At 39.3% G+C, this 12,546-nt stretch carries 15 protein-coding genes; 8 read left to right on the forward strand and 7 right to left on the reverse strand.

The genetic code is table 11. The features are described from left to right. On the reverse strand, positions 1–208 hold a 208-nt coding region (locus HH219_RS21825; protein ID WP_211842197.1), incomplete at its 3' end, for a hypothetical protein. A 391-nt stretch (positions 209–599) separates the two neighbouring features. Further along, on the reverse strand, positions 600–1,952 hold the full coding sequence (locus HH219_RS19330) for a hypothetical protein (RefSeq protein WP_169328374.1): 1,353 nt from the start codon (positions 1,950–1,952) through the stop codon (positions 600–602). A gap of 1,296 nt (positions 1,953–3,248) precedes the next feature. Between HH219_RS19330 and HH219_RS19335 the strand changes: the two genes are divergently transcribed. The 8 genes from HH219_RS19335 (at position 3,249) to HH219_RS22435 (ending at position 9,313) form a co-directional block, all read left to right on the forward strand. Next, on the forward strand, positions 3,249–4,163 hold the full coding sequence (locus tag HH219_RS19335) for a hypothetical protein (protein ID WP_054206821.1): 915 nt from the start codon (positions 3,249–3,251) through the stop codon (positions 4,161–4,163). Positions 4,164–4,201: 38 nt separating this feature from the next. Continuing rightward, a complete protein-coding gene (locus HH219_RS19340) occupies positions 4,202–5,101 on the forward strand; it encodes a DUF350 domain-containing protein (RefSeq protein WP_169328375.1) in 900 nt (299 codons plus the stop codon). A 3-nt stretch (positions 5,102–5,104) separates the two neighbouring features. Beyond that, positions 5,105–6,826: a polyamine aminopropyltransferase gene (locus tag HH219_RS19345; RefSeq protein ID WP_169328376.1), complete on the forward strand. Its 1,722-nt coding sequence runs from the start codon at positions 5,105–5,107 to the stop codon at positions 6,824–6,826. An 80-nt stretch (positions 6,827–6,906) separates the two neighbouring features. Next, a complete protein-coding gene (locus HH219_RS19350) occupies positions 6,907–7,320 on the forward strand; it encodes a DUF2170 family protein (protein WP_054206818.1) in 414 nt (137 codons plus the stop codon). A gap of 24 nt (positions 7,321–7,344) precedes the next feature. Beyond that, positions 7,345–8,037, forward strand: a complete 693-nt coding sequence (locus HH219_RS19355) for a PspA/IM30 family protein (RefSeq protein WP_054206817.1) — start codon at positions 7,345–7,347, stop codon at positions 8,035–8,037. Positions 8,038–8,111: 74 nt separating this feature from the next. After that, positions 8,112–8,750 carry a DUF4178 domain-containing protein gene (locus HH219_RS19360; RefSeq protein ID WP_054206816.1) on the forward strand — a complete coding sequence of 213 codons (639 nt, stop codon included), beginning with the start codon at positions 8,112–8,114 and terminating at the stop codon, positions 8,748–8,750. Continuing rightward, a complete protein-coding gene (locus HH219_RS19365; RefSeq protein WP_054206815.1) occupies positions 8,747–9,064 on the forward strand; it encodes a hypothetical protein in 318 nt (105 codons plus the stop codon). Before HH219_RS19360 ends, HH219_RS19365 begins: the two co-directional genes overlap by 4 nt. A gap of 63 nt (positions 9,065–9,127) precedes the next feature. Beyond that, the gene (locus HH219_RS22435) at positions 9,128–9,313 is read left to right on the forward strand and encodes a hypothetical protein (protein ID WP_082355731.1); all 186 of its coding nucleotides are present in this window, start codon (positions 9,128–9,130) and stop codon (positions 9,311–9,313) included. Positions 9,314–9,324: 11 nt separating this feature from the next. Here the strand turns inward: HH219_RS22435 and HH219_RS19375 are convergent, their stop codons facing one another. The 5 genes from HH219_RS19375 to HH219_RS19395 form a co-directional block, all read right to left on the reverse strand. Then, positions 9,325–9,720 carry a hypothetical protein gene (locus HH219_RS19375; RefSeq protein WP_054206814.1) on the reverse strand — a complete coding sequence of 132 codons (396 nt, stop codon included), beginning with the start codon at positions 9,718–9,720 and terminating at the stop codon, positions 9,325–9,327. 11 nt (positions 9,721–9,731) lie between these two features. Beyond that, complete coding sequence (locus tag HH219_RS19380) at positions 9,732–10,253, reverse strand: hypothetical protein (RefSeq protein ID WP_054206813.1); 522 nt, start codon at positions 10,251–10,253, stop codon at positions 9,732–9,734. A gap of 117 nt (positions 10,254–10,370) precedes the next feature. Further along, complete coding sequence (locus tag HH219_RS19385; protein ID WP_054206812.1) at positions 10,371–11,747, reverse strand: class II fumarate hydratase; 1,377 nt, start codon at positions 11,745–11,747, stop codon at positions 10,371–10,373. 8 nt (positions 11,748–11,755) lie between these two features. Beyond that, positions 11,756–12,121, reverse strand: a complete 366-nt coding sequence (locus HH219_RS19390; RefSeq protein WP_054455978.1) for a hypothetical protein — start codon at positions 12,119–12,121, stop codon at positions 11,756–11,758. Between the two features lie 97 nt (positions 12,122–12,218). After that, a complete protein-coding gene (locus HH219_RS19395; RefSeq protein ID WP_169328377.1) occupies positions 12,219–12,389 on the reverse strand; it encodes a hypothetical protein in 171 nt (56 codons plus the stop codon). Positions 12,390–12,546: the final 157 nt, after the last annotated feature.

Here is a 12,546-nt window from a genome sequence, read left to right on the forward strand (position 1 = left end):
ACCCACCTGATCCCATGCCGAACTCAGTAGTGAAACGAAACAGCGCCGATGATAGTGTAGCATTTGTTATGTGAAAGTAGGTCATCGCCAGGCTCCAAATAAAGAAAGCCCGACTCACTGAGTCGGGATTTTTTACGTCTGCAGGAAAGTGAAAAAGCGAGCAAGGTGCAAGGTGGTCAATGTCGCTCAGGCGTTCATCTGAAAGCAACACACCTCCATATATCGGTTGTCGCGATAAATCACGACCTACGGTTGAGCAATCAGCGTGCGGGTATTTTATTGTAGGTCATGCTTTAGCCTGAAGGCATAAAAGAACACCACGAACTCCTCAGAGGTAAAAATACGCCTTTAAAGCAGCTTAACCCCTTTATATTAATCACATGTAATTGATGATCTATTTTAATCTTGTGCTATTTGTGAGCAAAATTGGCCAACATTCAAAACTTTCCTACACTACACCAAAGGTGCGCGATTAAAGACTTGCTATCAAATTGTTCGCCAATTTCTTAAAGTTAAAAACCGTACGGCTGTTGTAAAAGCAACAGGTGTTATGCTTTATTGTGGTCTTAGCCTACAAGATTGTTAAAGTAAATCTGACTTCAATCAGCAAGCCATTGAAATAAAATGTTATTTCCGGTTGTGTTGTTCACTCTGAGTTCTAAAAGGGAGCTTATTGAGTTAGATTTAAGATCTAATATAGGATTGCCTTTATTTTCCTCTAAAGTAACATTGTTTTTAAGACCTTTTTTGGTTACTTCACAGGTACCATTTTTACATATAACATCAGGTTCTGGTCTGAGGAGTTTCTTATCTGAAGTCGTGATAACATATCGATCATCAACCCCAGAAAAGCCTTCAAAAACCTGAAAATTTTCAGCCGAAAAGCTTGGCTCTATTCCCGCTTTTATTTCTATCATATGTTGTAAAAATTGGTAACTACCCCGATGAGACAATGCACTTAAGCCTGGCTCAGTCATAAACGAAATGAACCCCTCATCTATATCAGATGAAGATAGTTTTTTCTGACTATCAAGGATATTATTTATCGTAGCTTGATCTTTATCCGTAAAGCTGACAGCAAGCTGGTATCCTTCACCGTTGAAGTGGCCATTATTAAAATTATTAAGTATCTTCCCATCGTCATGCATTCTGTAACCACCAAGATCACTGGCAAACTGACGTATATACTTAAAATCTATATTATTATTATCAGCATATTCATAGATATCAGCTAATAGTTCTCTATCTCCTTGTGTCAAAAACTCATAAGAACTTCGCATTAAGTTAGATAAGGACATCCCATCAGTGCCGCTTAAAATTTCTGATTCAGAACCACCAAAAATATCCATCACCATAGTTTCATAATAATGCTCAGACCTGCTTATATTTTTGCTTTTTTCTAAATCCCGTGCATCTAAAATAGACTCAAACTGTGATGTTGCTTGTGAGCTATATTCATCGGAAACCATCGCTTTACTAAAAAAAGAAAAAGAGTTCGTATGAGATGATAGTAGTTCTTCAAATGATGCTAGTGCGGTAACGTTACTTTCGTATTTAAGGCTGTCTCTTTTTAGATTAGATAGATTTTGCTGATCAAGTGTGTGCCATCTTTCATATGCAGCTACTCTCTCTGAGCTGCTAAATGTATTACTTGTGTCTAATGCTATCGTCTCAAGTTTTGATTTGGATAAATGTTCAAATTCCCACTTTGCTGTGGCAACCTCATCATTATTTATTTTTGCATTTGAAGAGAGTACTTCCTTATGTAGAGATAAATTTTGCTGACTTAATTTAGAAATATCAATAGAGCTTTTTGCTTTACTTAATTTCGACGCTAATGAAGAAACTGATGCATGTATTTCTATTTCCATGCTTTTTTTTGGGTGAGATTGTGGCTGAGTAAAAGCTTTTCTCGTATTTAACAAACTTTTCTTGATATCAGGTAGATCCATACTATTTACCCTCAAAACGAAAATAGACTCCTTTGATTAAATTTGGAGTCTAAGGAGTTAATTAGTTAGTTGTGTAGTTAAAAGTTATACTTTCTATGCTATTTGGAGTTGAATAATGGAAGGTGCCTGTTGCTTCAACTCTATGAACAATTGATACTTGTATACTTGGTTTGAAGCCCTCACCATTAAATACTGTTACCTCTCCAGTAGAGTTTGGAACAATTGGTCCGTATTTAACGGGATTATTGTTATATGCTCGATAAAAGCACAATTCAACAATCTCGCCAAATGAATCTGGGTAATTTTCAGAAGTGTAATTAATACTAGGGCGTGTTGACCTTTGTGGATTGAAATTTGTTCAATCTAGGGGCGATTTAATCGCGGCGCGAGGTTTGTAACCTAGCGGGCTAAGTAAAAACCGAGCAACAAAGAGTCAATCGCCCCTAGGAAGAACCCTTTGGGCAGCGCATGTTTGACATTTATACTGCGTTATCGCCTATTTATGGGGAACAACCACACTGCATAGGCGCTGCCTTGCCTAAATACCAAACATACTGCTGCAAAATTAATCACGAAAGGTCAACACGCCCTAGTTATTGTTCCTGTTTTATCTCTGTATGGAATATCTCTTAAATCGCCATGTAGTGCATAAAATAGGGACGATGACAAACCACCGGTAGAGCTTAATACTAGCACCCTGCTTGGTTACTTCTCTTTAGTTATACAGAAATCAGCAGCGAATGTTTGACTGCTTAAAAATAGCGAAGACATTAGAAAAGCGGCAATGGATATTTTCTTCATTAAAAATTCCTTATTATATAATTGAAGAGTTCTTCATTTTTGGTTTTGTACCTTTTTCACATTATTTTAATGAGACAATATTGTCAATGTAATAAGAATAAATCATTCAGCCTAGTTAGATAGGGTCATACTATGTATTGGGTATTTGTACATTTAAGTATCCATTTTTAATTGAGCAGTTTTTAAATTCAAATGAGAGAGCGTCCAACTAAATTTGCAAAAACCATTACTAGATTAACTCGCTGAGCTTATGCTTATAAAGCAGAAAAGCAGAGCACTTCAAATCTTTGAGGGGGTTATCGTATAGAGTGTTTGTCGGCTATGAGGGGGAGCTCGTGTCACCTTCTAGTTGTCATCTAGCTAATTAAAATTTGAGTGCAGTAAAACATAGGCTTTGACCTTTAGAAAATATCATCTTGTTGCAATTTCATCCTTGGTTTACTTTCTGAGCTGTGTAAAACTAGGCAGGTTAATTTAGAAAATCAGGTGACATGAATGTCGAATATAAAAGCTTGGAAACTTATAAGCCTGTTTTGTTTGATAAGCTTGCTTATGGGCTGCCAATCGAAAGAAGAGCAGTTGCAACAAACAATTCAACAATCTATTGCTAAAGCTGAAATTGAGTTAAATGAACTCGGCAAAGCATTGGATAATGGCTCAATTCGTAATGCGACACTATTGAGTGAATATGCACGTATTATCGCAAATGAAAAACCGGAGTTATCACAGGTTGCATCTGTTATAGCACAAGACGCAACTCAAAAAGGTGCACTTTATGCTGGCCTGACACAGCGTCTTACCGATATAAAAAGCACTTATTTAATCCCTCCTTATGAAGATTCCTTACAAAATTTAGATTTGTTGCGCGATGCCGTCAAACCTACTTTGTTTGCTGATGCATTGACTGATCCGATTAATATGCTTGCTGATATGTCAGGGGGCTCTTTAGCACGAGTTGGAGCAATTAGCCAACAGGCTGAAGGCGTTGGTGAAGGTAATCAGCTAGTCGGCAATCCTAACTACGGCAATTGGCAGACTAACAGTAACGGAATTAGTTTTTGGCAGTGGTACGGCATGTATCGTATTTTAGGTGATGTGTTTGATCGCGTTGAATATGGTAGCTGGAGTAAACGTCGTAAATATAGTTATTACAGTGATTATGGGCGCTCACGCTACTCTAGTCCTAAGCAAATTAAAGCGCAAACTGCGGTTGAAACCCGCACCAGACAATCATATCAACGCCAAGGTAAGCAATTCTCAAGCCCGTATGCTTCTAAAAAGACAGGTGCATCAGGGTTAAGTCGCAGCAGTTATACGCCACCTAAAAGCCGTAGTAGTTATAGCAAAGGCTCTGGAACGGTGAGAAACAGCAATAATAGAACCTCTCGTGGCGTAAGTCGCGGTAAGTAAACGGCTATTTAAAGAATTAGTGTTGGAGTGTAAATAATATGTACGAATTTAATGGAATAACAATGTGGTCACTACAAGCGATAGCGATCGATTTCGCAATTATTATCGCTTTATTTGTGAGTCTAAAATATATCAAAGGCTGGGTCTCAAACTTACACGCGAATGATGAAATTACAGAGCGCGATAACTTTGCGTTTGGAATTAGTTTTGCTGCTGGTTTAGTTGCATTGGCCATTGTTTTAACTGGTGTAAGCAGTGGCTCATTTGCTGCAACGCTACAGCAAGAAGCGCTGCAAATGACGGCTTACGGTTTATTGGCAATTACCCTAATTAAGCTAGGGCACTTTTTTCAGGATAAAGTGGCTTTACGAAAAGTTAGCTTACATGATGAGATAGTAAAAGGTAATGTCACAGCGGCTGTGATTGATTTTGGTCATGTAGTGAGTGTTGCAATTGTCATCCGTTCTGCACTATTTTGGGTCGCTACAGATGGTTGGTATGGACTTCCAATTGTTATTGCTGCATTTTTGATTGGTAGCATTGTACTTTTGTTAGTAAGTCAGTATCGAGTGCAACTGTTTAAGCGTACAAATCGCAGCGGCGATTGTTTGCAGCAGGCTATTGTAGATGGCAATTTGGCTGTTGGGATTCGTTATGCTGGTTTCCTAATCGGTAGCGCACTTGCGATTACTGCTGCAACAGGTATTGCACCGTATGTTGCTGATAATATTAGTGCTAGTTTGCTTTACTGGGCTGTAAGCGCAATGATAAGCCTGCTTGTATTTATAGTGTTACATCTGATCACAATCAAAATTATTCTATCAGGTTGCGATATTTCAGATGAAGTTAACCGTCAGAAAAATGTAGGCGTAGCGGCTATTTCAGCAGCGGTATCGTTTGCTGTTGGTGTTACCATGGCTACATTACTAGGCGCATAAAACTTGTCATATTCTAAGCAAAGCCCAAGTAAGTACGCCTTACTTGGGCATGATTTTTTATTAATTACTGTTATGGCCGTACTTGCCGGGTGTGGCCTTATATATGAATATCTTTTGTCGCATTATGCCGGTCGTGTATTAGGCTCTGTTGAAAGTGCTATTTATGCGATGATTGGCACCATGATTGTTGCTATGGGGATCGGTGCATTTTTAGCGCGCTGGTTTAAAGATGCGTTTACCGCTTTTGCATGGCTAGAGAGTTTGATTGCACTTGTTGGTATGGGTTGTATTTTAGCAATAGCGAGTATCATTGCTGTAAGCTATTCATTACCTCATATTTTTTCTGAGATATTCAATTTACCTGCCGATACCATATTAAATGGTTATGTGTTCCAACAGCTTCAAGATTGGTCTCGATTTTTACCCTATGTGTTTGGCCTATTACTTGGTTTATTGATTGGTATGGAAATACCGTTAATAGCGCGTATTCGTCAGCACGTTTATGGCCGCTTTTTAGAAAATAATGCAGGCACTATCTATGGTGCAGATTATATTGGTGCCGGTATTGGCGCGGCTATTTGGGTGAGTATCATGCTGTCTATGCCGATTATGCAAGCAGCCGCATGGACTGCTTTGTTTAATATTATTGCAGGACTGGCATTTTTATGGCGTTATCACACCCATGTACGTTTCGCCAAATTATTACTTGTATGCCATATCCTTTTGCTCGTGCTATTTGCTTTTATTTTAGTGCTTGGCAGTAGCTGGATGAAAAATTTAAGTAACGTATTGTATAAGGATAAAGTTATTTATTCTGAAGCGACTAAATATCAGCACTTGGTACTCACAGAGCGTTTAAGCCTTAATCAGCCAGAGCCTATTACAGATCTTTATTTAAATGGACGTTTACAGTTCTCTAGTGTTGATGAGCAGATTTACCACTCTATGTTAGTTTATCCTGCGATGTTGGCTTCAAACCGTCATGATAATATTTTGATTGTGGGTGGTGGCGACGGTTTAGCATTAAGAGATGCACTAAAATGGCCCGTTAAAAAAGTTACTTTAATTGACTTAGATGGACAGCTACTTGATTTATTTGGTTATCCAAGTGATGAGTTTATTGCACCTGCTGAGATCACTGCACGTTTAAGTAAGCTTAATAATAATGCCATGTTAGATCCGCGAGCTAATATCATTGTTGGTGATGCATTCTTAGAAGTCGAGCGGTTGCTCGGTGAAGGGGAGCGCTTTGATACTATAATTATTGATTTACCGGATCCAAACCATCCCGACTTAAATAAAATGTACAGTGATTATTTTTACAATCACGTGCGTCAACTGCTAGCTGCTGATGGGGCCATGGCAGTGCAGTCAACGTCACCGTACCATGCTAAAAACGCATTTTTAAGCATTGGTAAAACAGTGAAAGCAGCTGGATTTAAGCATGTTGAGCAGTATCAGCAAAATATTCCGTCTTTTGGTCAGTGGGGCTGGACGATTGCAACAACCGCAGGGAAACCTGCCAGTGCCAGAATTAGCGATATAAAAACGCTACCTATTGCTTCTAGGTGGATCAGTCAAAAATATTTATTGGCTTCATTTGTATTTCCAAATCATTATTTTGAACAAATAAATGATATTGAAGTCAATCAATTAGGCACAGGTACTTTGTATGATTATTACCGAAGTGCGTGGCAGGTAGAAAGCGAATTATACAAAAATTAATAAAACATGGTTGACATAATATGTCGCCCATGCGAATCTTAACTCAGACATAATATGTCAAACGACAAAAAGGCACAGACATGGAATTAAACGAACTTTCAATAAAATTAGCGGCTTTTGAAACTGAAGGCGCTAACTTTGAATCTTTCTTGATTGCCAATCCAGGTGAGCAGGATGTGTTACAAGTCATTGTTGATGGAAATGATGAACTTCCAATTTTTGTTACGCAAACACAAGAGCAGTTATTATGTATTAGCTACTTGTTTGACGAAAATGAAGTTAAAAGTGAATTACGCAACGAATTAAACGAAACATTACTACGTTTAAACGTGCCAATTCCGCTGAGTGCATTTGCTAAAATCGATAACAAATACGCGATTTTTGGTGCACTGTCGGTAAACTCATCATTAGATGATGTTACCCACGAACTAGTGACATTAGCAGATAACGCTATAGATGCACTAGAAGCCGTGACTTTGTATTTAAATGATTAATAGCTAGTTAGTGGAGTTAAGATTATGAGTATTTTGAAAAAATTATTTACAGCAGTACGTGGCGGCGCTCGTGAAGCAGGCGAAGCAATTGTAGATGCAAATGGCATCCGTATTTTTGAGCAAGAAATTGCTGACGCGCAAAATGCTCTTCACCGCGCTAAGAAAAGCCTTACGGAAGTAATGGCTAAAGAAATGCAAACTAAGCGTAAAATTAGCGCTGTAGATGCATCAATCGCTGAACATGAAGCATATGCAGGGCAAGCGCTTGAAAAGGGCAACGAAGCGTTGGCGCTAGAAATTGCAGAAAAAATTGGTGATTTTGAAGCTGAGAAAGCTGAAAACGAACAAGTATTATCGGGTTTTAGTAACCACATTGTTGCCCTTAAGCAGCAAGTTAAAGACGCTGAGAAATCGATCAAAGAAAATCAACGTCAGCTTACTATGGTTAAGACGACTGAAAGCGTTCAACAAGCGACAATGGCTGTTAACAGCACGCTAAACACAAACAGCTCGTCTATGACGTCGGCTCGTCAATCTTTAGAGCGTATTAAGCAACGTCAGCAAGATCGTAGCGACCAGCTTGGTGCAGCTAAACAGCTTGAGTCTGATGTAAACGGCGATGATCTAAAAGCAAAAATGGCTGAAGCAGGCATTGGCGATTCAAGTCCAAAAAGCGCTGATATTTTAGCTCGCATTAAAGCGAAGCAAAATAGCTAATATTTACGTCCATATTTTAAAAAGGTAACCAGGCTTTCGGCCTTGTTGCCTTTTTTGCTTAAAGGCAGTCTCCTATGTTTAATTTTTTTAAATCTAAAAAAGAGCCAGAGCGTCAGCTTAATCATGCCAGCGAACTTAAAAAAGGTGACATGTTTAGCGTTATTGATTCGTTTGCTTACCCTTCGTGGTTAAAAGGCGAAACATTACGTGTTATTGATATTCAAACGTATCAATATCAGCACAGCAGTGATACTGAATTTGTACTTGAAACGAACAGTGGCCAAGTTGTTTTTTTACAAATTGAGCAAGACGATGGTGAGGAGTGGGCTAACTTCTCAATAAAGATTCAGCGCGATGAAGTTGAAGAGATTTTTGGCTTAGATGAGTTTTCGCGTATTTTTGATGAAGATTCACTGACACAAATTGATGTACAAAATACACCTGAGCGCCACATGCAGTTTTTAGCTAAAAGCTATCAACAAAGTGAGTCGCCTTATGTTTGTTATTTTCATAATAAAGATTACCGTGGTCAAACCTTGCCTCGTTATGAGCAAGAAGGTGGTGAACCATGTGAGATGATCTGTTTAGCATCGCCCGATGAAGGCTTTGGCTTAAATATTGAAATTTGGGATGGCGGTGAAACAGAGGTATCACTTACGCTTACGCGTCCAATGAGTGATATTGTTGATTTGTTTCCTGGAGACGCAAAGTGAGTGATGCAAAGGCTAAATGGCAGCGCCAAGAGCAAGCGGTTAGAGCAACCCAAATGGCCTTTGATTTAAGCAGTGAAGTACAAAAATCGATAAAAAAACAAGCGATTGACCAAGAACTGACACCATCAGATATGATCCGTAAAATTTTGGCTCTTGATGTAAAATCAAAAAAGACGCGGCAGCGATTGTCGTTTAATCTTAATGACGAAGAGATCGCCTTACTTGCAGATCGTTTTGGGGTTGCAGTCGATGATAAGCGCGCAGTAAAACAGCAAGTTGCTGAACTGTTAATTGCACACACAAGTAAGCGCTAAGCTTTGCCTTATTGAATTTAAGCCCTTACACTGAGGGCTTAAATTATTAAAGAATGAGCTGCCGTGAATATACTGTTAATCGCCTACCTACTAATATTTGCTTTATTTGGTACTGCAGCAAGTTATTTTGTACGATTTATTTATGCCTACTGGATAAAAAAACAAATGCCAGTACAGTATATTTTTAAGGCCGGGGTTTGCATCGTGGCGGTTGTAGTGATTTCCTCATTGCTTCCATTAATAACATAGTGAATACCATATTATTTCAGGTCAAAAGACTGGCACCGCTGAGCAATACATAATGCTTGAATAGGTAAAATCGGTAAGCAATCACTTAATCCGTTCGCTTTATTTTCAGCCGTTTCTTGTGCAGTAATTTGACGTGCTAATTGCTCTGCTTTTTCTTGTGGCGTTTGTAACGTTGAATAGACTACATACCGGCTCGGTCCACCGCAGGCACGTTGCCCGACTTCAAGCACTTTACATTGAAAGCTGGCTGTACAGTTATTTTCTTGGATCAACTCACCCAATGCTTTGTTAGATTTAGATAAATCTACATTATTATTTTTTGAAGAGTCAGCAGTATTAGCACAGCCACTGAGCATCAGCAAACCGGTTGCGGTAGCTAATAATTTAGAATAAGAAAAACGGCTCATACTATTATCCCTTAATAAACACTTGCTGCAGAGCCTTCAAGTTTAACACATTTATTTTCAATGCATTGAGCACTTGGTTCAGTTAGGTGTTGGCAAATACTTATCATACCCGTTTGCGCATTAAATTGGCTTTCTAATGAAGTGACTTGCTTTGCTGATGCGAGCACTTCTTGCTCATCGGCTGATTTAGTTGAATAAGCAACATAGCTACTCGGGCCGCCGCAAGCACGACTGCCAATAGCTAATATTTTACACTGAGTATGGTCATCACACTGTGGATCGCTAATTAAATCTTTTAACTGTTGGTGAGCGATACTAAGACTTTCTTTGCTGGCTACAACGTTTGTTAGTGGGTCTACTTTAGTTGTTTGATTGTCTTTAATAAGGGCTGCGGGAGCTGGGCTTAGTTGAGCGTGCTCTGAAGTGTCAGAGTTTTCAGCCACAGAGTTTGTAGTGTTAGAACCTGATGTACCAGCATCTGAGCATGCAGATAAACATAACGGCAGCAAAACAGCGATAAGAGATAAGCGCATAATAACCTTCACAGTGATGAACAAGTAATCACCATCATACACTTTGCAGATTACACAGCAATAAAAACTATGGCATTCAAAGGTTAAACCCGTCGCTGTGGACGGGTTTAATATTTTTTATAGCCCGCCTTGAGTTAACTTTGCGGGGTTAAGTAAAGTTTCCAGCTCGCTACGTGATAGATCTGTTTCTTGTTCGGCTATATCGAGTATTGGGCGACCTTCTTGGTATGCTTGTTTGGCTATTTTAGCGGCTTTAGCATAGCCAATTACAGGGTTAAGTGCGGTTACTAAGATTGGGTTTTTAGCGAGTGCTTTATCAATATTAGTTTGATTAACTTTAAAAGAGCGGATTGCTTTATCGGCTAAGGCTTGGCTACTATTTGCTAGCAGTTCGATACTTTGCAAAATGTTATAGGCGATCACAGGTAGCATGACATTGAGCTCAAAGTTGCCTGATTGGCCTGCAACTGTAATCGTTGCATCGTTGCCAATCACTTGTGCGCTGACCATAGCAGCCGCTTCAGGGATCACAGGGTTTACTTTGCCTGGCATAATTGAAGAGCCAGGTTGTAATGCTTCTAACTCTATTTCACCAAGGCCCGCCAACGGGCCGGAATTCATCCAACGTAGGTCGTTAGCTATCTTCATTTGTGCGACGGCAAGTACTTTTAATTGCCCCGATAAAGCAACAATCGCATCTTGCGATCCAATATTATAAAAGAAGTTTTTACTCGGTGTAAAACGTACGCCAACATTGGCGCTGAGGTTTTTACAAAATTGCTCCGCAAAGAGAGGATCAGCATTTATACCAGTGCCAACTGCGGTGCCGCCTTGCGCTAAAGCTGACACGCCGTCTAAGCTGAAGCGAATACCCGCCATCGCAGTATCAACTTGATGTTGCCACGTGCTAAGAGTTTGCGCGAATGTAACTGGCATGGCATCCATCAGGTGGGTACGGCCAGTTTTGACAATGTCACCCACTTCAGATTTTTTACGCTCTAGCGTTTGTGATAACTGATCTAGCGCCGGGAATAATTCATACACCACGTTTATAACACTGCTCACCGCAATGGTTGTGGGGATCACGTCATTAGAGCTTTGGCCCATATTTACATCATCGTTAGGATGAATAACTTCATCACCATAACGACTTGCCAGTGTTGCAATTACTTCATTCGCATTCATGTTGGTACTGGTACCTGAACCAGTTTGAAACACATCAATAGGGAAGTGCTCTAAATGTTGACCATCAATGATCTCTTGGCATGCACGTTCGATTAACAGTGCTTTATTTTTACTTAAATGACCAAGTTCGTTGTTGCTTTGAGCTGCGGCTTGTTTGATGTACGCAAGAGCAGTAATAAACTGTTTTGGCATTACTAAGTCGCTAATGCGAAAGTTATTTACAGCTCGTTGAGTTTGCGCTTGATAAAGTGCTTCTGTAGGGACTTGTAGTTCGCCCATGCTATCTGATTCGGTTCTAAATTCGCTCATAAAAGCTCCTAGAAAGGGTTGAATTCGTGACTGAGAATACGGGCTTCACGCTCTAATATGAGGTATTTCCCGGTACTATTATGGCTTCTATAAAAGCGCTTTAACGCCAGTAAAGGTTTATACAGTTGCTCTAAACATTGCTTACGAATGGCACAATGAATTAAAGAGTCGCACATTTTGTTGAGGATTTCATGAAAAGTACGTCTTAGATAGAGCTCTTGTAATAGCATGCTATTATTTTTTTCGTAATAGCGTGCAGCACTCAAACCAGCTTCAATATAATTTGCAACTAACGCGGGAGCATGTAGCCCCGGACGTTGACAAACACATTTCATTTGCTGTTGATAATAAAGCATAGCTTGATGTTCATGCATAAGAAAACCGATTAACTGTAACGATAATTGTTATCATTACAGTTAATCGGTTTCGGTGCAAGTCACAAATTGTAAATAATGACAGGAGGCGAGTTGTTTAATTATAGCCAAGGATAAATATTTGGTCGGTTTCATGCGTTAATGCCTGATTTTTTTGTGATAGTAAATCAATTACAGTAGCACGTTCATCGCTGCCTAGTTTATCATTCACTGGTTTTTCACTTGCTGCAACTGCAGCGTCTAGAGCGGTGTAAGGGGATATATACATAGTTTTCTCCATTTAGTTGATTCGATTAAGAGATTGCATAACCCATACCATGATTAAATCTTTTTTTTACTACATTGAATATTAAAACATTTACTTTAAATGTGGTTTTTTTGCGCGACATTATGAAGGATATTTGTTTTACTTGGGGGCATAATTT

Origin of the sequence: Pseudoalteromonas sp. NEC-BIFX-2020_015, from assembly GCF_012952265.1 — a bacterium.
Lineage (GTDB): Bacteria > Pseudomonadota > Gammaproteobacteria > Enterobacterales > Alteromonadaceae > Pseudoalteromonas > Pseudoalteromonas neustonica.